This is a genomic window from Streptomyces sp. cf386, from assembly GCF_900103585.1.
In the GTDB taxonomy this organism is placed as follows: Bacteria; Actinomycetota; Actinomycetes; order Streptomycetales; family Streptomycetaceae; genus Streptomyces.
Genome location: NZ_FNHV01000005.1, coordinates 405,565 through 426,785 on the forward strand (window position 1 = coordinate 405,565; position 21,221 = coordinate 426,785).

The 21,221-nt window shown below is 71.2% G+C and carries 16 protein-coding genes; 8 read left to right on the plus strand and 8 right to left on the minus strand.

Going from position 1 to position 21,221, the window contains the following annotated elements:
* Positions 1-12: 12 nt before the first annotated feature.
* A complete protein-coding gene (locus BLU79_RS15740) occupies positions 13-4,590 on the plus strand; it encodes an FtsK/SpoIIIE domain-containing protein (RefSeq protein ID WP_093906366.1) in 4,578 nt (1,525 codons plus the stop codon).
* Here BLU79_RS15740 and BLU79_RS15745 read toward each other — a convergent pair.
* Together BLU79_RS15745 and BLU79_RS15750 are read right to left on the minus strand one after the other, a co-directional pair.
* The gene (locus BLU79_RS15745; RefSeq protein ID WP_093906367.1) at positions 4,556-6,526 is read right to left on the minus strand and encodes a collagenase; all 1,971 of its coding nucleotides are present in this window, start codon (positions 6,524-6,526) and stop codon (positions 4,556-4,558) included. The two genes, BLU79_RS15740 and BLU79_RS15745, sit on opposite strands and share 35 nt — an antisense overlap.
* Before the next feature lie 151 nt (positions 6,527-6,677).
* Positions 6,678-7,631, minus strand: coding sequence for a LysR family transcriptional regulator (locus BLU79_RS15750; protein WP_093906368.1), 954 nt, complete (start codon positions 7,629-7,631; stop codon positions 6,678-6,680).
* 124 nt (positions 7,632-7,755) lie between these two features.
* Here BLU79_RS15750 and BLU79_RS15755 point away from each other — a divergent pair, with 124 nt between their 5' ends.
* Positions 7,756-9,201, plus strand: coding sequence for a glyceraldehyde-3-phosphate dehydrogenase (locus BLU79_RS15755; RefSeq protein WP_093906369.1), 1,446 nt, complete (start codon positions 7,756-7,758; stop codon positions 9,199-9,201).
* 79 nt (positions 9,202-9,280) lie between these two features.
* On the opposite strand, the gene BLU79_RS15760 is transcribed toward BLU79_RS15755, so the two are convergent.
* Positions 9,281-10,921, minus strand: coding sequence for a thiamine pyrophosphate-binding protein (locus tag BLU79_RS15760; protein ID WP_093906370.1), 1,641 nt, complete (start codon positions 10,919-10,921; stop codon positions 9,281-9,283).
* On the minus strand, positions 10,918-11,703 hold the full coding sequence (locus BLU79_RS15765) for a cyclase family protein (RefSeq protein ID WP_093906371.1): 786 nt from the start codon (positions 11,701-11,703) through the stop codon (positions 10,918-10,920). The genes BLU79_RS15760 and BLU79_RS15765 overlap by 4 nt, the downstream gene beginning before the upstream one ends.
* Positions 11,704-11,874: 171 nt before the next feature.
* Here BLU79_RS15765 and BLU79_RS15770 point away from each other — a divergent pair, with 171 nt between their 5' ends.
* The 6 genes from BLU79_RS15770 to BLU79_RS15795 all read left to right on the plus strand — a co-directional run bounded on the left by BLU79_RS15770 (position 11,875) and on the right by BLU79_RS15795 (position 18,377).
* A complete protein-coding gene (locus BLU79_RS15770) occupies positions 11,875-12,957 on the plus strand; it encodes a GDSL-type esterase/lipase family protein (RefSeq protein ID WP_093906372.1) in 1,083 nt (360 codons plus the stop codon).
* 35 nt (positions 12,958-12,992) lie between these two features.
* The gene (locus BLU79_RS15775) at positions 12,993-14,624 is read left to right on the plus strand and encodes a cellulase family glycosylhydrolase (protein WP_093906488.1); all 1,632 of its coding nucleotides are present in this window, start codon (positions 12,993-12,995) and stop codon (positions 14,622-14,624) included.
* Positions 14,625-14,800: 176 nt separating this feature from the next.
* A complete protein-coding gene (locus tag BLU79_RS15780) occupies positions 14,801-15,844 on the plus strand; it encodes an ABC transporter substrate-binding protein (protein WP_093906373.1) in 1,044 nt (347 codons plus the stop codon).
* A gap of 48 nt (positions 15,845-15,892) precedes the next feature.
* Positions 15,893-16,897: a FecCD family ABC transporter permease gene (locus BLU79_RS15785; RefSeq protein ID WP_093906374.1), complete on the plus strand. Its 1,005-nt coding sequence runs from the start codon at positions 15,893-15,895 to the stop codon at positions 16,895-16,897.
* Between the two features lie 2 nt (positions 16,898-16,899).
* Positions 16,900-17,979, plus strand: coding sequence for a FecCD family ABC transporter permease (locus BLU79_RS15790; RefSeq protein WP_093906489.1), 1,080 nt, complete (start codon positions 16,900-16,902; stop codon positions 17,977-17,979).
* Between the two features lie 143 nt (positions 17,980-18,122).
* Positions 18,123-18,377, plus strand: a complete 255-nt coding sequence (locus BLU79_RS15795) for an EF-hand domain-containing protein (protein WP_093906375.1) — start codon at positions 18,123-18,125, stop codon at positions 18,375-18,377.
* A gap of 69 nt (positions 18,378-18,446) precedes the next feature.
* On the opposite strand, the gene BLU79_RS15800 is transcribed toward BLU79_RS15795, so the two are convergent.
* The 4 genes from BLU79_RS15800 to BLU79_RS15815 form a co-directional block, all read right to left on the minus strand.
* On the minus strand, positions 18,447-18,905 hold the full coding sequence (locus BLU79_RS15800; protein ID WP_093906376.1) for a PaaI family thioesterase: 459 nt from the start codon (positions 18,903-18,905) through the stop codon (positions 18,447-18,449).
* A 49-nt stretch (positions 18,906-18,954) separates the two neighbouring features.
* Entirely contained in the window at positions 18,955-19,626 is a 672-nt protein-coding gene (locus tag BLU79_RS15805; protein WP_093906377.1) for an enoyl-CoA hydratase-related protein, read from the minus strand.
* 23 nt (positions 19,627-19,649) lie between these two features.
* Positions 19,650-20,267: a TetR/AcrR family transcriptional regulator gene (locus BLU79_RS15810; protein ID WP_256333322.1), complete on the minus strand. Its 618-nt coding sequence runs from the start codon at positions 20,265-20,267 to the stop codon at positions 19,650-19,652.
* A 118-nt stretch (positions 20,268-20,385) separates the two neighbouring features.
* Complete coding sequence (locus BLU79_RS15815) at positions 20,386-21,195, minus strand: SDR family oxidoreductase (RefSeq protein WP_093906378.1); 810 nt, start codon at positions 21,193-21,195, stop codon at positions 20,386-20,388.
* Between the last annotated feature and the right edge of the window lie 26 nt (positions 21,196-21,221).

Genomic DNA, 21,221 nt, shown 5'->3' on the forward strand with positions numbered 1-21,221 from the left:
CGAAGGGGAGAGATGAAACTCCTCATCACCACCGTTGCCGACGGCGACCCCGCGAGCCGTCAGGACGTCGTGCTGAGCGCCGACGCCGCGACTCCGGTCCGGGATGTCGCCGACCACCTGGCCCGGCTGCGTGCCGACGACCCGTCGTCCGCCGCGGGCGGCGCGCCCGTCTGCTACGTCGGCGACGAACCGCTGTCCCCCGGCGCCCCGTTGGCCGACACACCGGTCATGGACGGCAGCCTCGTCGGCCTCGGCGCGCCCGTTCCCCGGGTCGGTACGGAGTACGGCCCGCAGCGCTCCGCCATGCCGCAGCCGCAGCGGGTGGACCACTCGCCGGTCGTGGAACTCCAGGTGGTGGGAGGCCCGGCCGCCGGGCGGGTGTACGCGCTCGGCCTCGGCACCCACGGCATCGGCCCGCTGGAGGGGTCCGCGGTGCCCCTCCAGGGGCGTGGCCTTCCGTCCGACGGCATCCGGATCTCCGTACGCCCGGACGGCTCCGCCCTCGTCGAACTGCCGTCGGACGGCACCGCCCGCCTGTCCGTCCCCGAACCACCGGAGCACCGCGGCAAGCCCAACGTGCCGCTGCTCCCCCTCGCGGAACAGGACGAGGAGGACGAGTCGGCGGAGCAGGTCACCGATGCGGCCGACCTGCCCGACGGTTGGGAGCCCTGGCCGCTCGGTGGCGAACTGGCCCTCGGCGAATACCTGCTGCGACTGTCCGAGCCGACACAGCGGGACGCCGCCGTGGTGCCGTCCGAGGGCGGCGGCGGGCTGGACTACAACCGGCCGCCGCGCATCCTGCCGCACCTGGAGCCCGAGCGCTTCCGGCTGCCCGGACCGCCCGAGCCGCCCGGCCGTCGGCCCATCCCGTTCCTGGTGGCGTTCGCCCCCATGCTGATGGGCATCGGCATGGTGCTCATCTGGAACTCGTACTACTACCTGCTCTTCATGTTCCTGTCGCCGCTGCTGATGGCGGCGAACCACATCAGCGGCCGGCGCCAGGCACGCAAGGACTACGAGGAGAAGTCCCACGTCTACCGGCTGCGCCGCGCCTCGCTGGAGGAGGACGTCAGGCAGAAGGTCGACACCGAACAGCGGCTGCGCACCGAGAGCGCGCCCGACCCGGCGATCGCCGGGCTGTGGGGCGTCGGCCCGGGCCGCCGGCTGTGGGAGCGCCGGCGCGGCGACCCCGACCATCTCGCCCTGCGTCTGGGCACCGCGAGCCAGCCGTCGCTGCTCGGCATCGACGACGCGGCGCGCGAGGACAATCACACCGCCGTGCACTGGACCATCCCGGACGCGCCCGTCAGCGTCGACCTCGAACACTGCGGGGTGGTGGGGCTGGCCGGTGAGACCGGCCCGGTGCAGGCGCTGGCCCGCTGGATGACCGCGCAGGCCGCCGTCCTGCACACGCCGCGCGACCTGCGGATCGTCGTCCTCACCGACAAGGCGTCCGAGGAATCGTGGGACTGGGCGCGCTGGCTGCCGCACTCCCGGGACGCGTTGCCCGGAGCCCGTGGCGGCGCCGTCACCCTCATCGGCAACGACCCGGAGACGGTGGCCAATCGCGTCGCCGAGTTGGTCTCCACGCTGCGCACCCGGCAGCGGGCCGCCGAGTCGACGATGAGCAAGGCGCTGCTCAGCGAACCCGACGTGCTGGTCGTGATGGACGGCGCGCGCCGACTGCGCGATGTCCCCGGTGTCGTCTCCATCCTCAAGGAGGGCCCGGGCGTACGGATCTTCCCGCTCTGTCTGGACCACGAGGAGCGGCTCCTCCCGGAGGAGTGCACCGCGGTGGTCCGGTACGAGAACCACCGCCTGACCCTGCGCCGCACCGGTCTGCCCGCCATCCCGGACATCCGCCCGGACCTGGTGGAACCGGCCTGGTGCGAGCGTCTGGCGCGGGGCATCGCCCCGATCCACGACGTCACGCCGGACGCCTCGGAGGGACTGCCCGACCGGGTCGGCCTGCTCGACCTGCTGGACCTGCCGGAACCGAGCGGTGCGGCCGTCTCCGCGCGCTGGGAGCGGCGGGCGGCGTCCACCGAGGTGCTGCTCGGCGCGGGCTACGACGGCACGGCCGCCTTCGACCTGGTGAAGGACGGACCGCACGGCCTCGTCGCGGGCACCACCGGATCCGGCAAGTCGGAGCTGCTCCAGACCCTGGTGGCCTCCCTCGCCGTGGCCAACCGGCCCGACGAGCTGACCTTCGTGCTGGTCGACTACAAGGGCGGCAGCGCCTTCAAGGACTGCGTACGACTGCCGCACACCCTCGGCATGGTCACCGACCTCGACAGCCACCTCGTCCAGCGGGCGCTGACCTCGCTCTCGGCCGAACTGGTGCGCCGCGAGCACATCCTGGCCGCCGTCGGCGCCAAGGACCTGCCCGAGTACCAGGGCATGCGCCGCCGGGACCCCGAGCTGGAACCGGTGCCCCGACTGGTCATCGTCATCGACGAGTTCGCCACGCTCTACCGGGAGATCCCGGACTTCATCCCGGGCCTGGTCAGCATCGCCCAGCGCGGCCGGTCGCTCGGCATCCATCTGATCCTGGCCACGCAGCGTCCGGCCGGTGTGGTCAACGCCGACATCCGCGCCAACACCAACCTGCGGATCGCCCTGCGCGTCACCGACGCCACCGAGAGCCAGGACGTCATCGACACCAAGGACGCCGTCAGCATCTCCCCGAACACCCCCGGCCGGGCCCTGGCCCGCCTCGGCCACGGCACGGTCGTACCGTTCCAGACCGCGTACTCCGGAGCGACCCGCCCCGGAGCGACACTGGTACGGCAGCCGGAGCGCGCGACCGGGGCGGAGGAGTCCCGGATCTGGGGCACCGAGCTGCCGTGGCAGCGCCTCGGCCGCGCCGTCGGAGTGCCGCTCGCCGAAGCCGAGCCCGGCGCTGCCGCCCTGGACGACGACTCCCCCACCGACCTCAACGCACTCGTGGACGCGGTACGCGAGGCGGCGGAGCTCACCGGCTGCGCCCCGCAGCCCAGCCCCTGGCTGCCCCCGCTCGACCACGCCGTGCTGATCGACGACCTGCCCGAGCCCGAGCAGCCCGGCGACGCCCGCCCGGCCCCGGTGCCCTGGGCCCTGTCGGACCTGCCCGGCGCCCAGGCGCAGGAGCCGGTGCGGCTGGACCTCGCCACCTTCGGCCACCTGTACGTCGTCGGTATCCCGCGCTCCGGGCGCTCGCAGGTGCTGCGGACCATGGCCGGGGCGCTGGCCCGCGCCAACTCGGCCGCGGACGTGCATCTGTACGGCATCGACTTCGGGGGCGGCGCGCTGTCGGCCCTGGGCGTGCTGCCGCACTGCGGTGCGGTCGTGCCGCGCGGGGACACCGAGCGGCTGGAGCGGCTGCTCACCCGGCTGGACACCGAACTGCACCGCCGCCAGGAGCTGCTGACCCAGCATCACGCGGCGAACCTCACGGAGCTCCGGGAGATCGTCCCGGTATCGGCTCGCCCGGCGCACGTGCTGCTGTTCGTCGACGGCTGGGACGCGCTCGTGGACCTCATCGCCGAGCACAACGGCGGCCGGCAGATGGACCAGTTGAACCGGCTGCTGAGGGAAGGCGCCGCCGCGGGCCTGCACGTCGTCGCCACGTCCGAACGCGCCCTGCTGGCCGGTCGGGCCACCGCCCTCAACGACAACAAGCTGCTGCTGCGGCTGAACGACCGCACCGACTACCACGTCGTCGGACGCCGCTCCCGCGATCTGCCCGACGTGATCAGGCCCGGACAGGGCTGGACCTCCGACGGCACCGAGATCCAGGTGGCGTTGCTCGCGCCCGGGACGACCGGCCAGGAGCAGGCAGAAGCGCTGCGCACCATCGGCTCCGAGGCCACCCGCCGCGACGCCGGGCTGCCCGCCGGTCGACGGCCCGTGCGGATCGGCACCCTGCCGGCGAAGGTGGAGTTCACGGCGGCGTACGAGAAGGTGCCCGAGGAACTGCGCCGGCCGCAGTGGGGTCTGCTCGGGCTGGGCGGCGACGATGTCGCACCGGTCGGGGTGGACTTCGCGGGCACCTCGCCCGCGTTCGTCGTCGCCGGTCCGCCCGGCTCCGGCCGCAGCACCACCCTGGCGAGCCTGGCCGTCTCCCTGCTCACGTCCGGCACACGGCTCGTCGTTCTCACACCGCGGGAGTCGCCGCTGCGCGCCCTGAGCGGTCATCCGGGAGTACGGCTGCTCACCGCGCAGTCGCCCACGGCGCAGGAGCTCGCCGCGGCACTGGGTACCGGCAGCGAGCCCCGCGTGGTCCTCGTCGACGACGCCGATCTGCTGATCCTGCCGGAGATCGACCAGGACCTGCGGATCCTGGTCGAGTCCGGACGGGACCGTGGGGTGGGCGTGGCCGCCGGTGTCACCGGGGAGACGATGGCGGGCGCCATGGGCTGGCTCAGTGCCCTGAAGCGGCACCGCCGGGGCGTGCTCCTCGACCCTCAGAACGTGATGGAGGGCGACATCCTGGGCGTCCGGCTGGCCCACGCCCATCTGCGCAACCGCAGACCGGGCCGGGGCCTGACCGTCGACCCGCGCTCCGGGGAGCTGATCAACGTGCAGATCCCCGAGACGACCCTCGACTGACGGCCGGCGCCGCCGCGCACGCACCGGCGGCGCACGCCGTCAGCCACTCGTCGAAATCGGCGTCGTAACGGGTGCCGATGTCGGTGGCGTACACGGCGTACCCGCCTGCGTAGTCGCCCACGCGGAACCGGGCGAGCATGCGCTGGACGTCGGCCGGGTGCTTCTCGACCATGTACCGGACCGCGAGGTAGCCCCACGGGTAGGTGCGGGTCACGTCGCTGTTGGCGTACGTGTTCTGGAACAGCGTGCTCAGCCGGTACGTGTGCCTGCCCGCCTCCGCGACGGCCTGGTCGTTGGTGATGCGGCGATAGCCGTAGGAGACGTACTCGGCCACGCCCTCGATCCACCAGACGTCCGGCACCGAGGTCTGCTGGCCGAAGTCGCCCTTCATGTTGTAGCGGGCGTCGAGGTAGTGCATGTATTCGTGGTTGAGGTTCCAGATCCTGGCGGCGTGTCCGGTGTCCTGGCTCTTCTGGTACATGACCGCGAAGGGTTTGTTGGCGGAGTCCGTCGGGTCGCCGATCACGGTCATGCCGCCGTTGTCCGTGCTGATGCCGAAGATCGCGCCGGCGTACGTCCGGTAGTCCTGGGCGCTGGTGAAGACGGCGAGGTCGAGGGTCGACAGGTACTGGTCCGGGATGGGTCCGTCGTCCTTGACGAGGTCGTGGACGTACGCGTCCTGGCCCAGCACGCTGGCGCACGCCGCGGCGAGGTCGGCCGAGGTGAGCGACTGGGCCCGGATCGTGTGCGTGGCGTCGCAGTCGTGGGTGGTCGGCAGGGCAGCGCGCATCAGCTGTCCGGTCAGGTCGCAGACGCCGTAGTAGGTGCAGTTGGCGCCGTCGTAGGCGTCGGCCTGAGTCGCCACGGCCACCCAGAGACCGGCCGTGGGGCCCGTGATCCGGGACGAGTCAAGGAGCTGCCTGACCCCGGGGCGGACCGTGGGCCGCAGCGCCGGGTGTTCGACGTAACGGGCCAGGTTCATCCCGGCGTTGGAAGCGAGGTAGGCGCGGTCGGTGCCGAGCAGGTCCAGGTGGGCCAGCGCGAAGTTCTGGAGGGTCCGGGCGACGGACGGGTCGGCGGTGACCGCCTTCACGTACTCCGGGTTCCAGTTGCCGCGCCAGAGCGGGGTGTGGACGGCGTTCACAGCCGCGAGCATGCTGCGGATGGCGTCGTAGGAGCTGTCGTAGGCGTTCAGCATCCGCTGATAGACCCTCAGATAGCGGGCCTGCTGGTCGGCGCTGTCGGTGAGGACGACGACCTCGCCCAGCACGTCGCCGTTCGCGGCGGTGACGTCCCTGGAGCGCGGGCGGGCGAAGAAGGTGTCCAGGCCTTGCGTGGTGTTCCGGGCCAGCGATGTGCCGTACGGGCCCACGTCGTCAGGGTAGTTGGACTGCACGTAGTAGCCGGCGCGCAGGAACAGTACGAGCTGCAGCACCCGGGACGAGTTGTCGCCGCCGTAGGTCCGGGCCGTGTTGGTGAACGCCTGCGCGACGGTGATCATCTGGGACTCGCGGAAGACGGCGTGGGCGTCCGAACCCGTCACCGCGAAGAGGGTGTTGACGCATTCGGTGGTCGAGGCCTTGACGAAAGCGACGAGTGCGGCGCCGGTCCGTCCGCCGAAGTCGCCCGGGGTGCACGACTTCGCCTTGGCGACGGCCCCCGTGGGCGGTGGGTCCTGGGCGGGCGTCGGTGTCAGGGGCGGGAGTCGGTCCGGGGTGAGTGCCTCCTTCTGTACGGCGGTGCGTTCGGCGGCGTCGGTGAGCGAAGCGGTCGGCGGTGGGGGTGAGGTTGTGCTGCGGGGCGAGGTCACGGTGGGCGTGACGTCCGGGTCCGCCAGGGGTGCGGCGAACGCGGGCGCCGACAGGAGGCCGGAGAGCGTGGCGCAGACGGCGAGTGCGCCGAGCGTGCGTCTGGGCAGCACGAAGCGGTAGCGCATCGGGATTCCTCCAGGGAGTTGATGCGCCTCGATACGGGTGCTGAGGCGTGTGAGGCACTGTCTCAGCGCCCGCCCGCCCCAACAATGGCGTGTGACATAGCACATGGCACTGCCGGGTCATAACACCAAGACACCCGGCGCGAGCGGCCTCCTACGCCCCGGTCACGCTCCATGTGCGTGCGGCCCATGACTTCAAGTGCGGGGACTGGGCGGCGAGTTCACGGTAGGCGGAGGCCGCCGACTGGAACAGCGCGTCCACCGTCCCGGCCGGGACCGCCTCCCGTCGCCAGGCCAGGACGTAACGGCACCACAGTGGCGTACCGGTCAGCGGTTTGATCACGACATGCGGGATCGGGCGCAGCGTCGGCTGTACGGCGGACACGCCGAGCCCGTCGGCGATCATCCCCTGCAACTGGAGCTGGTCGCCCAGGAATTCGTGCACGGCCACCGGCGCGAAGCCGGCCGCCGAGCATGCCGTGTAGAAGACCCCGGGCCAGCCCGCCCCGTCGTCCGGCGTGACGAACCACGCCTCCTCCGCCAGGTCGGCGAGCGCGATCTGGGCGCGGTGCCGCAGCGGATGGCGGGACGGCAGGGCCACGAACGTCGGCTCGGTCACGATCCCGCGATGGGCCACCGCGTCCGAGTGCTCCAGCTCCCTGCCGGGGTAGTCCGCGGCGATGGCGGCGTCCACCGTGCCCGCCTCCAGCAGTTCGACGATCCGTGACGAGGCGTACACGCTGTTCACGGCGAGTGAGACGTCCGGCAGCCTGGCCCGGAGGCCGGTGACCATGCCCGCCAGCATCGGCGAATTGGTCGCCGCCACGCGCAGCGTCCGACGTGTCGACTCGGCGGCCGGCCGACGGCCGATCGCGGCCGCGCGGGCCAGGACGTCGCGCGCCTGGGCCACCACCTCGACGCCGTACCGAGTCGGCCGTACACCCGCCGGCCCGCGCTCGAACAACGGCTCACCGAAGTGCCGCTCGATGCGCCGGAGTTGGGTGCTCACCGCGGGCTGTGTATACCCCAGCTCCGCCGCTGCCCGGCCCACGCTCCCCGCGTCCGCGATCGCGCACAGCACCCGAAGATGCCGCAGTTCCAGCTCCATCCACCCCTCCTGTCGGTCAAATCACCTCAATATGGGGCATTCGCGCACTCCAAGACCCCTGCTTGAACGATCGTCGCACCCTGCGGTTAGCATATGAGCGCCTCCTAGCTCGAAAGATAGGCCCGTGACTGTCAACGACGACTCGTTCACCAACTGGAAGAACCGCGAGGAGATCGCGGAGTCGATGATCCCGCTCATCGGGAAGCTGCACCGGGAGCGGGACGTCACCGTCCTCCTCCACAGCCGCTCCCTGGTGAACAAGTCGGTGGTCAGCATCCTGAAGACCCACCGGTTCGCCCGGCAGATCGCCGGTGAGGAGCTCTCGGTCACCGAGACGCTGCCCTTCGTGCAGGCCCTCACCTCGCTCGACCTGGGCCCGTCGCAGATCGACATCGGCATGCTGGCCGCGACGTACAAGGCCGACGACCGCGGTCTGTCCGTGGAGGCGTTCACCGCCGAGGCCGTCGCCGGTGCCACCGGCGCCAACAAGATCGAGGGCGGCGAGGGACGCGATGTCGTCCTCTACGGCTTCGGCCGGATCGGCCGCCTGGTCGCCCGCCTGCTGATCGAGAAGTCCGGCTCGGGCAACGGCCTGCGGCTGCGCGCCATCGTCGTGCGCGGCGGCGGCGACGAGGACATCGTCAAGCGCGCCTCGCTGCTGCGCCGTGACTCCATCCACGGCCAGTTCCAGGGCACGATCACGGTCGACGAGGCGAACAGCACGATCTTCGCCAACGGCAACGCGATCAAGGTGATCTACGCGAACGACCCGTCGGAGATCGACTACACGGCGTACGGCATCAAGAACGCCATCCTGATCGACAACACCGGCAAGTGGCGCGACCGCGAGGGCCTGTCCGAGCACCTGCGCCCCGGCATCGACAAGGTCGTGCTGACCGCGCCGGGCAAGGGTGACGTCCCCAACATCGTCCATGGCGTCAACCACGACACGGTCAAGCCGGACGAGCAGATCCTGTCCTGCGCCTCCTGCACCACCAACGCCATAGTCCCGCCGCTGAAGGCGATGGACGACGAGTTCGGTGTGCTGCGCGGCCACGTGGAGACCGTCCACTCGTTCACCAACGACCAGAACCTGCTGGACAACTACCACAAGTCCGAGCGCCGCGGCCGGTCCGCGCCGCTGAACATGGTCATCACCGAGACCGGCGCCGCCTCCGCCGTCGCCAAGGCGCTGCCCGAGCTCAAGGCGAAGATCTCCGGCAGCTCGATCCGCGTCCCGGTGCCGGACGTCTCGATCGCCATCCTCAATCTCCAGCTGGGGCGTGAGACGACCCGCGAGGAGGTCCTCGACTACCTGCGCGACGTGTCGCTGACCTCGCCGCTGCGCCGCCAGATCGACTTCATCACGGCCCCCGACGCGGTCTCCAGCGACTTCATCGGCTCGCGCCACGCCTCGATCGTGGACGCCGGCGCCCTCAAGGTCGACGGCGACAACGCGATCCTCTACCTCTGGTACGACAACGAGTTCGGCTACTCCTGCCAGGTCATCCGCGTCGTCCAGCACGTCTCCGGGGTGGAGTACCCGACCTTCCCGGCACCGGCGGTCTGATCCCACCGACGTCGGCCCGCCTGCCCACGGCGCATGTGAAGGGGGCGGCGGGTCGACGTCGCGGGCTTCGGGCCCGTGCTCAGTGGCCGCGGAACGCCTCCTCCAGCCACCAGGACCCGCGATCGGCGACCACCTTGGCGTCGATGAGCAGCGGCGTGGAGCGCGGCCCCGCGACCCAGTCCACCACTGCCTTCAGATCGGCCCGCGTTCGCACGGTCACCGCCTCGAAGCCATAGCCCCGGCCCACGGCCGCGATGTCCGTCGGCGGGAAGCGGACGGTGTCCAGCGGGTGCCCGTCGGGGCCGAAGTGGTGCACCTCGGCGCCGTACGCCTCGTCGTCGTAGACGACGACCACCATCGGCAGCCCGAGCCGCCGCACCGTGTCGAGCTCGACGGCGCCCATCAACGCGCCGCCGTCCCCGAGCGCGGCCACCGGCAGCCGGTCCGGCTGGGCGAGCGCCGCCCCGATCGTGGTCGCCAGGCCAAGACCGATCGACTGGAAGGCCTGCGTGAAGCAGAAGCCCTTCTCGTCCGGCACCGAGAGGTAGGCGCTCGGGTAGCCCATGAAGTTGCCGGAGTCCACGCCGACGACCCGCTCCGCGGGCAGGATGTCGTCGAGCGCGATGCTCAGCGTCCGGGGGTCGATCCGCTCGCGCGTGCTCGTGTCCTCGTGCCGCACGTCGCGCAGTCGCACCCGGGCCGCGAGAGCCGCCCCGGTCTCCGGGCTCCGATAGCCCTCCCGCCGCTCGCCGCCCGCCTCGAAGACCTGGCGCGCGGTGAGCCGGACGTCGCCGGTGACGCCGAGGTGGACCGGCCGGTGCGCGCCGAGGGCCGACGGGTCGTCGTCGACCTGTACGACGGTGGCGTCGGCGCCGATCAGGCTGCCGTGCCGCATCGTCCACATGTTGAGCGCGCAGCCCCAGCCGACGATCAGGTCAGCGCCCTGGATCAGTTCGGATGCCAGGGGCGAGGCGAAACCGCCGGAGATGTCCAGCGACCAGGGGTTGCCGTGGAAGAGGCCGCGTGCGACGGCCGAGGTCGCGAGCAGCGCGCCGTGGCGCTCGGCGAGTGCCTCCAGCGCCGCCCGGCTGCCGGCACCGCGCGATCCCCGGCCCGCCACGAACACCGGCCGCCGGGACTGCCCGAGCAACTCCCTCAAGGCCGCCACGTCTTCGGCCTCCGGCTCGACCGCGCCCCGTTCCGCCGGTGGCACCGCCTGTGCCAGAGCACCGTCCGGCACGTCCAACGCCTGGACCGGCAGCGGGAGGTTGAGCAGGACGGTACGCCGCTCCCGCACCGCCAGCCCCACCGCCCCGCACGCCTCCTCGACGGCCTCCTCCGCCGACGTCACCCGAACCGTGACCGCCCCCACCGCGCGCGCCAACGCCTCCTGGTCGACATAGAAGTTGGACCTGGGCTCGGTCACCTCGGCGGCGAGGACGACGAGCGGCGTACGGCTCTTGGCCGCCTCCGCGATCCCGGTCATCGCGTTGGTCAGCCCGGGGCCCTGGTGCACGCTCACCACGGCGACCGTGCCGCTGGTGCGGGCATACGCGTCGGCCATGGTCGCCGCGCCGCCCTCATGGCGTGCGGCGACGAACCGCGCCCCCGCCGCGACCATCGCGTTCGTGACATGGAAGTTGCCGGATCCAACCACTCCGAAGACCTGGCCGACCCCGGCCGCGCACAGCGCCCGGCCGACCGCTTCCGCGACCTTCATGAGCGCTCCACCAGCGCGAGCACGCGCGCGGGAGCCCCGGAGCCGGTGACGATCGGCAGCGGTCCCGCGATGACGACGGAGCCGGTCGGCGGCAGGGCGGCGAGGTTCTGCAACTGCGTCAGGCCGTACTTGTCGCTGCCCATGAGGTAGGAGTGACAGGGATAGGCCGGGTCGAAGGAGTGCGCGCCTCCGGCGTCCGTGCCCACCGTCTCCACGCCGAGCCCGATCACCGGTGACTCCTCGGCGACCCAGCGGGCGCACTCCGCCGACAGACCGGGGGTGTGCGGGCCGTTCTCGTCGGCGTTGAGGAACGCCTCCTGGGAGTGCGAGCGGGCGCTCCAGCCGGTGCGCAGCAGCAGCCAACCGCCTTCGGGCAAGGGGCCGTTCTCGGCTTCCCATGCCTTCACATGGTCGATCTCGACCACGAAGTCGGGGTTCTTGGCCACCTCTGCGGTGAAGTCCAGCACGGCCGCCGGTGCGATCAGCCTGCCGGCCGGCACCGAGGCCACGTCGGTGAGGTCCTTGCCGGTGACCCAGTGGTTCGGGGCGTCGAAGTGGGTGCCGGTGTGCTCGCCGCTGCGGAAGTTGTTCCAGTACCAGGCGGGGCCCCGGTCGTCGTAGCGGCTGATCTCCTCCAGCTCGAAGACGGCGGTCTGCCCGAACTGGGGCGGCAGTTGGATCACCGGTGTCGACGACGACAGGGGCGAGGTGAGGTCGACGACTTCGATCGATCCACCCCGCAGACCGGACACCAGCGCGGCAAGGACGGACGGCTCGGACATGACGCCTCCTTGGTTCTCCGGAACTCGACGGTTCTCTGAACTCACAGCATCGCAGGCACACTTCCCACCTCTTGACGCGTCAATGACAACGGTGGCTTGATGGCATATCGGAGCGCTCCCACCCCACGCGCGCGAAGCGCGCTGACAGATGCGGCCAGGGAAGGGAACACCATGCGCGGCAGCCGTCACCCAGTCTCGTGGATCTTTCCGCTGCTCGCCCTGCTGGGCACGCTGCTCCTGCCCGTCGGAGTCGGCCTGGCGCCGCGAGCCGCCGCGGCAGCGACGCCCGTGCGCATCATGCCGCTCGGCGACTCGATCACCGGCTCGCCCGGCTGCTGGCGTGCGGTGCTATGGAACCGGCTGCAGTCCGCCGGGTACACGGACATCGACTTCGTCGGCACCCTCGGCCCGCAGGGCTGCGGGCAGCCCTACGACGGGGACAACGAAGGCCACGGCGGTGAACTGGTCACCAACGTGGCCGATCAGAACCTGCTGCCGGCCCGACTGGCGGCCACGTTGCCGGACATCGTTGTCATGCACTTCGGTACCAACGACGTATGGAGCGGCATCGCCCCCGATCGGATCCTCGCCGCCTACACCAAGCTCGTGGAGCAGATGCGGGCCTCCAACCCGGACATGAGGATCCTGGTCGCCCAGATCATTCCGATGAACCCGAGCAGTTGCACCGGCTGCGCGCAGCGCGTCGTCGAGTTCAACGCACGGATCCCCGAGTGGGCGCGGGCGACGGGCACCAGCCGTTCCCCCGTCACCGTGGTCGACCAGTGGACGGGCTTCGACACGGCCACGGACACCTACGACGGCGTGCACCCGAGCACATCCGGGGACGAGAAGATCGCCGCCCGTTGGTACCCGGCCCTGGCCTCGCTCCTCGGCGAGAACCCGGGGGATCCGGGAGACCCCGGTGACCCTGCCGCCTGCACCGCGTCCTTCCGGGCCGTCTCCACCTGGCAGGGCGGCTACCAGGGCGAGGTCACGGTGACCAACGCGTCCGCGGCCCCCGTCCCGGGCTGGACCGTGACCGTCGTACCGGCCGACGGCGCCCGGCTCACGCAGGCCTGGAACGGCACCTTCACCACCGCCGACGACGGCACGGCCATCGTCACCGACGCGAGCTGGAACGGCACCCTCGCGCCGGGCGCGAGCGCCACCTTCGGATTCATCGCCAGTACCCCGGCAACGGCCAACGCCCCGTCGGCGACTGTCACGTGCACGGCGCGCACCGCGTCCTCCTGACGCATCGTCACCCCATCGAACTCTTGGGAGCCGCCATGAGATCCCGCACCCGCACCGCCCCTCGAGTGGCCGCCGTAGTGGCCGCCCTCCTGGGCCTGCTCGTCCCGTTACTCTCCTCCGCCACGCCCGCCCAGGCGGCTGCCACCGGCATCCACATCAGCAACGGCCGCCTGGTGGAAGGCAACGGCAACGACTTCGTCATGCGGGGCGTCAACCACGCCCACACCTGGTATCCGAACCAGACTCAGTCGCTGGCGGACGTCAAGGCACTGGGCGCCAACTCCGTCCGGGTGGTCCTCGCCGACGGTCATCGCTGGACCGCGAACAGCGCCTCGGACGTGGCAAGCGTCATCTCCCAGTGCAAGGCCAACCGGCTCATCTGTGTCCTGGAGGTGCACGACACCACCGGTTACGGAGAGGAGGCCGCGGCCGGGACCCTCGACCAGGCCGCCGACTACTGGATCGGCCTGAAGAGCGTGCTGGAGGGCCAGGAGAACTACGTCGTCATCAACATCGGCAACGAGCCCTGGGGCAACACCAATCCGGCCAGCTGGACCGATCCCACCATCGCCGCGATCAAGAAGCTGCGGAACGCCGGCTTCGCGCACACGATCATGGTGGACGCGCCCAACTGGGGCCAGGACTGGCAGGGCGTCATGCGGGACAACGCCAAGTCCGTCTACGCCGCCGACCCCACCGGCAACCTGATCTTCTCGATCCACATGTACAGCGTGTATGACACGGCTCAGGAGATCACCGACTACCTGAACACGTTCGTGAACGCCGAACTGCCCCTTCTCATCGGTGAGTTCGGCGGTCCGCCCGACCAGTACGGCGACCCGGACGAGGACACCATGATGGCCGCCGCCCAGCAGCTCCGGCTCGGCTATCTGGCCTGGTCCTGGAGCGGCAACACCGACCCGATCCTCGACCTGGCGGTCAACTTCGATCCGAGTCGGCTGAGTTCCTGGGGCGAGCGCATCTTCCACGGCGCCAACGGCATCGCCGCCACCTCGAAGGAAGCCACCGTCTACGCCTCGGGCGGGGGCGACACCACTCCCCCGACCGCTCCCGGGACACCGACCGCCTCGGAGGTGACGTCGTCGTCGGTGAAGCTGGCGTGGGCCGCCGCCACCGACGCGACGGGTGTCACGGGCTATGACGTGGTGCGCGTGGACGGCACGAGCGAGGTCGCGGCCATCAGTACGACCGCCGCCTCCGCCACGGTCACCGGCCTCGCGCCGTCGGCCTCGTACACCTTCGCCGTCTACGCCCGCGACGCCGCCGGCAACCGCTCGCAGCGCTCCGGCACGGTGACGGCCACCACCGCCTCCGGCGGATCGTCGACGAACTGCGGTGTCGCCTACAGGGTGACGAACGAGTGGCCCGGCGGCTTCCAGGGCGAGATCGTCCTCCGCAACACCGGCAGCTCGGCGATCAACGGCTGGACGCTGCGCTGGACCTTCCCGGACAGTCAACGCGTCAGCAACCTGTGGGGCGGCACCGCGACCCAGAGCGGCGCCGAGGTGAGCGTCACCTCCGTGTCGTACACGGCGTCGATCGCCCCGGCCGGTTCCGTCACCCTCGGCTTCACGGCCACCAAGGGCAGCACGAACCCCGGCCCCGCGGCCTTCACACTCAACGACTCCGCCTGCTCACTGGCTTGACCCTCCCTACGCCGTCCTCCTTGGCGTCCTCGGCACAGGGCGTCAAGGAAGCGCACGCCGGCACCACAGGACCGTGACAGGGACCACACAGACTCACATGTAGGGCACACGAAAGATCCGGATAAGGTGAGGCTGGCCTAATGGCCGACCCATGTACCCCCAAAGGGAGCCTTGCCATGCTTCACCGGCGCCGCGGCACTGCCGCCGTCGCTCTTGCCGTCGCCGCCGCCCTGTCCCTCGCGGCCTGCGGCGGTTCCAACGACAGCGCGGACACCAAGGGTTCCGCGGCCGGAGCCGGCGACAAGAAGGACGTGGCCAAGGGGGGCAAGGACTTCGCCTCCGCCGCGAAGAAGACCGCGGCGATGGGAACCGACGCCAAGCCGGGTCAGTGGCCGCGGACCGTCGAGCACGCCATGGGCGAGACGGTCATCAAGGCGCAGCCCAAGCGTGTCGTGGTCCTGGACGTCGGCGAGCTCGACAACGTCGTCTCGCTCGGTATCAAGCCGGTCGGCCTCGCCCCCACCGAGGGCTCCCCCGAGCTGCCTTCCTACCTGAAGAAGGACGCCGGCACCCCGGAGAACGTCGGCACCATCAACAACCTCAACCTGGAGGCGATCGCCGGCCTCAAGCCGGACCTGATCCTCGGCAGCCAGCTGCGCGCCGCGGACAAGTACGACGAGCTGTCGAAGATCGCCCCCACCGTCTTCTCCATCCGCCCGGGCTTCACCTGGAAGGAGAACTACCTCCTGAACGCCGCGGCGCTGGACAAGACCGCCGAGGCCAAGGCGAAGCTCGCCGCGTACGACAAGAAGGTCGACGAACTCGACACCGAACTCGGCGCCGACAAGCCGACCGTGTCGATGGTCCGGTTCATGCCCGACGGTGTGATCCGCCTCTACGCCAACGCCTCGTTCATCGGCACGATCCTCAAGGACGCGGGCATCCCGCGCCCCAAGAACCAGGACATCGAGGACCTGGCCGCCGAGGTCAGCGCCGAGAACATCGACCAGGCCGACGCGGACTTCATCTTCACCGGCGTGTACGGCGACCCCAAGGCCACCGACAAGTCCCGCGCCCAGGGCAACCCGCTGTGGAAGAACCTCAAGGCGGTCAAGGCCGGTCACGCGTACGACGTCCCGGACGAGACCTGGTACCTGGGCCTGGGCGTCACCGCGGCCGACGAGGTCCTCGCGGACCTGGAGAAGTACCTGGCCGAGTAAGGCCAGAACGAGCGACCGGCAAGAACGAGAAACAGCAGAAGGAACCGCATGTCCCGTACCACCCGGCGACGCCTCGCCTGGACGGTCGCGGGCATGCTCCTGCTGCTCCTGGCCGTCCTGCTCAGCCTCGCCCTCGGCAGCCGCCAGATCCCCCCGGGCGAGGTGTTCGACGCCCTGCTGCACGGCGGCACCGGTGACAACGCACAGGTCGTGCGAGTGCTGCGGGTCCCCCGCACGGTCATCGGCGTGATGGTCGGGCTGGCCCTCGCGGTCGCCGGGGTGGTCATGCAGGGCATCACCCGCAATCCGATCGCCGAACCCGGCGTCCTCGGCGTCAGCCAGGGCGCCTCGCTGGGCGTCGTCTGCGCGATCGCGTTCCTCGGGGTGCACACGCCCGCCGGCTACGTCTGGTTCGCGTTCGCCGGTGCGGGGCTCGCCGCGGTGGCCGCGTACGCCGTGGCCGGCAGCGGACGCAGCGGCGCCTCGCCGGTCAAGCTGGCGCTGGCCGGGGCCGCGATGAACGCGTTCATCGCCTCCGTGGTCTCCGCGATCGTCACGACCGACGCCCGGGCCCTGGACGAGTTCCGCTTCTGGGACGTCGGCTCGATCGCCGGGCGCGACGGTGCGATCGTCGCGCAGACATGGCCGTTCCTGCTGGTGGGGCTGGTGCTGGTCGCCGCCGTGGCCAGGGGCCTTGACGCCCTCGCCCTCGGCGACGACGTGGCCAGGGGGCTCGGTCACCGGGTGGCCCTGCTGCGGGCCCTGGGCGCGCTCGCCGCGACCGTGCTGACCGGGGTCGCCGTCGCGGTCGCAGGTCCGATCGCGTTCACGGGGCTCGCCGTCCCGCACATCGCGCGGGCGCTGGTGGGCGCCGACCACCGCTGGGTCCTCGCCCTGTCCGCGCTGCTGGGTCCCGCGGTGATCCTGGTGTCGGACGTGCTCGGCCGTCTCGTCTTCGCGCCCTCGGAGGTGCCGGTGGCCGTGATGACCGCGTTGCTCGGCGTGCCGTTCCTGATCGCGCTCGTACGCAGGAAGGCGACGGTGGCGACGTGACCTTGCCTCTTGAGCGCACGGCCCTCGCGCCGCGGCGGCTGCGCCCCGCCGGCTACAGCGTCGTCCGCGTCGGGGACCGCAGCTTCCTGCTGCACCGCCGGGCGAGTGCCGTAGCCGTCCTGCTGGCCGTCGTCCTGGCGACGACGGCCGTCGTGTCCCTGTGCGTCGGCGAGTCGTACGTCTCCCCGACGGAGGTCGTCCGGGTGCTGCTCGGCCAGCCGAGTCCCGACGAGTTGGTCGTCGGCACGCTGCGTCTGCCCCGCCTGGTGACGGGTCTGCTGGTCGGCGCCGCCTTCGGTGTCTCCGGTGCGCTGATCCAGTCCGTCGCGCGCAACTCCCTGGCCAGTCCCGACGTCATCGGCGTCACCCATGGTGCGGGCGCGGCGACGGTGACGGCGATGACCTTCGGGATCACGTCGTACGCCGCCCTGCCGTACGTCTCCGTCGTGGGCGGGCTCTCGGCCGCCGCGCTCGTCTACGTCTTCGCCTGGCGGGGCGGCCTGCACGCCACACGTTTCGTCCTGGTGGGCATCGGCGTGTCGATCGCGCTGGGTTCGCTGACCCGGCTGTTCCTCACCAAGGGCGACTATCTGGTGGCCCAGCAGGCCAAGGTCTGGCTGACCGGTTCGCTCAACGGCCGGGGCTACGACCAGGCAGCGCCCCTCGCCTGGGTCCTCCTCGCGTTGCTCCCGGCCCTGCTGTGGTCGGCGTACGCCCAGCGCATGGTGTCCCTGGACGACAGCACGGCGACCGCGTTGGGCGTACGGCTCGGTCCGGTCCGGCTGGGGCTCACCGCGGTCGGGGTGGTGCTGGCGTCGGTGGCGACCGGTGCCGCGGGCCCGGTCGACTTCGTGGCGCTGCTCGCCCCGCAGATCGCCCACCGGCTGACCCGTACCGCCCAGATCCCGCTGTTCTCCTCCGCCCTTACCGGCGCCACGATCGTCGTCGTCGCGGACCTGCTGGCCCGCCGTCTGTTCTCCCCCGTCGAGCTGCCGGTGGGCGTGCTCACGGCGGCGGTCGGGGCGCCGTATCTGATGTGGCTGATCGCCCGGACCCGGGCTCGCGCGGGCAGGGGCGTCTGACCTTCGGGGCGGCCACCGGCGTCTCGGCACGGATGACCTCCGGCGGGGCACCCGTGGAGGCAACCTGTAAGAGTGCGGAAGCGTCTTCCGTGTGGAGCGGGGTGGGTCGGCCGCCTGCCGACATCAGGAACGAGGGTGGCACGATGAGCGAGAAGGCCCGCAAGCTGTTCGAGGCGCTCGACCTCGACCACAACGGGACCCTGACCCGCGCAGAGGTGATCATCGCCCTGCGCACGAAGGGCCCGTCCCTGGCCGCGTCGGGTGACCTGCCGTTCTGGGCCGTAGGAGACGAGAACGCCTCCTCCGCGCTGTTCGACGCCGCCGACCAGAACGGGGACGAGGTACTGACGCTGGAGGAGTTCACCGCGGTGGTCGACCGCCGGTTCGGCTGGAGCTGACGACTCCGTTCCGCCGGTTGCCGACGCACCTGACTCACCTGCGGCCGACCCGGCCCCTCGGCGATACGGTCAGGCGCCGCCGAGGATCAGGCAGGTGGTGGTGGCGTGGGCGATCAGCTTCCCCTGCTCGTCCAGGACCTTGCCCTCGGCCGTGGCGGTGCTGCGGCCGACGTGGATGACCTTCCCCTCGGCGGTGAGCGTCTGGCCGTCGGTGCGGGCGGCCCGGATGTAGTTCACCTTCAGTTCGAGGGTCGTGTAGCCGACCCCCGCGGGGAGGGTGGTGTGCACCGCACACCCCATGACGGAGTCCAGGAGCGTGGCCGCGATGCCGCCGTGGACGGTACCGAGGGGGTTGGCGAAGTCGGGCCGGGTGTCCAGGGAGATGACGAGGCGCCCGTGCTCCACCTCGTCGAACCGCATGCCGAGCAGTCGGCCGATCGAGGGGACGTCGGTCTCGGTCGGCCGCACGGACTGTATCCAGCGCATCAGTTCGAGGCCGGACAGTGCGGTGAGGTCGGTCGTGGACACGGATTGCTCCTTGCTCTGGTGCTGTTGAGGACTGATGCGTGATGGTGCGTCAGCCCATGGGGTTGGTCGAGTCGCGCAGGACGGCGAGGACAGGGGCGTACATCCGGGTCCTGATGGTGGCGAGGGTGTCGCCCGCCCTGGCGGCCTGGGCCTGCGCGATCCCGAGGGCCGTCGTCCGTACGGCGTCCTCGTCGACGGCGGTGTCGACGATGCCGGCGGCCACGGCGTCGGGGCCGCCGTAGCGGCGGGCGGTGAGCATGGCTTCATGGGCGGTCTTCGGTGTCAGGCGGGACTGGATGAGGGCCGACATGCCTGGCGTGAAGGGGATGTTGATGTCGGCCTCGGGCAGGCACCAGAAGCCGCGGTCGGCGCGCATGACGCGGAAGTCGTGGGCCAGGGAGAACATGGCGCCGGCGGCGAAGGTGTGTCCTTGCAGCGCGGCCACGGTGACCACCGGCAGGGTCAGCAGCCGCGCGAAGAGCGTCTGCACTGAGACGACGTAGTCCAGGTGCTGGTCGGCGTTGGCGAACAGCCAGTCCAGATCGAGGCCGTTGGAGTAGAACTTGCCCGTCGCGGCGGTCACCAGGGCGCGCGGTCCGTCCGTCTTCTCCACCTCGTCCAGGGCGGCGCCGACGGCGGCGATCCAGTCGGGGTGGAAACGGTTCTCGCCGTCTCCGAGATCGAGGACGAAGACGTTCTCCTGGCGGTCGAGCACGGGCATGACGGCTCCCTCGGGCTGGGTGGTCACGGGCGGATGACGTGACCGGGGTCGGGATCGGGCCGGTCCCGCAGCGTGCGGACCAGCAGGTCGTGGATCTCGGCGGCGGCATCGTCCAGGGGGGCGGTACTGCGTTCGGCCCGGCACATGATCACGGCGCCCTCGACGGCGGCGATGACGAAGGCCGCCAGCCTCCTGCTCCGCTGCTCGGTCAGGCCGCCGCGGAGGAACAGGCCGGCCAGCGCCTCCCGCCAGCGGGCGAAGACCTCGGCGGCGGAGCGGGCGAGGTGCGGGGCGTCGTCGTTGGTCTCGACGGCCACCGCCACGATCGGGCAGCCGGCCCGGAAGTCGCTCTCCACGAGCCGGTCCCGCCACAGGGCGAAGAACGCGTCCATCGCCTCGGTCACGTCGTCGGCCCGCGTCGCGGCGTCGATGAGCCCCGCGACGTAGTCCCCGGCCAGCGCCACCGCCTCGTCGATCAACTGGGCGCGCCCGCCCGGGAAGTGGTGGTAGACCGACCCGCGCGGGGCACCGCTGTGCGCGAGGACCCGGTCGATGCTCGTCGCGGCGGCGCCGTACTCCCGCAGCAGGACGTGGGCACTGAGGATCATCCGCTCCCGGCTGTCACTCTTGCGCGGACTCACGGCGCCGCCCCCCTTCTTCAAGCGTCCATTGGCTCCAGCAGCACTCACCTGCTCTACCGGCAGGTAACTTATGCTCTATGCCATAGAACATACAAGAGGGTGATGGCGGGTGGCTGCGTCACGCGTGGCCGGTGGCCGCGACGAGCCCCGCGATGTCGTCCTCGTGGGTCAGGTAGCGACCGGTGAGCGCGTCGGCCTCGCCCCGGATCAGCCGCAGCAGGTTCGCGATCGCCTCGGCGACCGGGGTGTACCGGCCGGTCTCGCGCTGCGTGTCGAGCCAGGATTCGATGCGGCGCTCCCACGGGTTGTCGCTGTCCCTTGTCGCGGTCGCGGACGCCCCGAGGCCGACGTCCACGATCCCCGGGTGGTAGCTGAACGCGGTGATCCCGTGCGGCAGCAGTTCGATGGCCATGTTCTCGGTCAGCTTGTTCACCGCCGCCTTGGACACCGAGTACGCGCTGACATAGGGCCAGCGGGTGTGCCCCGCGTGGCTGGAGATCGCGACGACCCTCCCCCGGCCGCGCTCGATCATGCCGGGCAGCACCGCCCGGCAGGCCGCCAGCGCACCACCCAGGTTGACCTCCATGGCGTGCCACCACTCGGCCGGGTCGTTCTCCCAGGCCGGACCGGCAGGTCCGGGCACCCCGGCATTGTTGACCAGTACGTCGATCCCGCCGAGCCGCTCGGTGGCCAGCTCGACGGCCTTGGCCAGCTCGACGTCGTTGGTGACGTCGGCGGCAGCGGTGACGACCTCGGGGCCCCGGTCGAGACCGGCGGCGGCCCTGGGCAGCGAGTCGGCGTCCCGCGTGGTCAGCACCAGGTGCGCGCCCGCCGCGTGCAGGGCCTCGGCGGTGGCCCGGCCGAGGCCGCCGGCCGCCCCGGTCACCAGGACCCGCAGCCCGGCCAGGTCCGTCGTGTCTTGAGACATCACAACCTCCACCACGATCAAGTGAA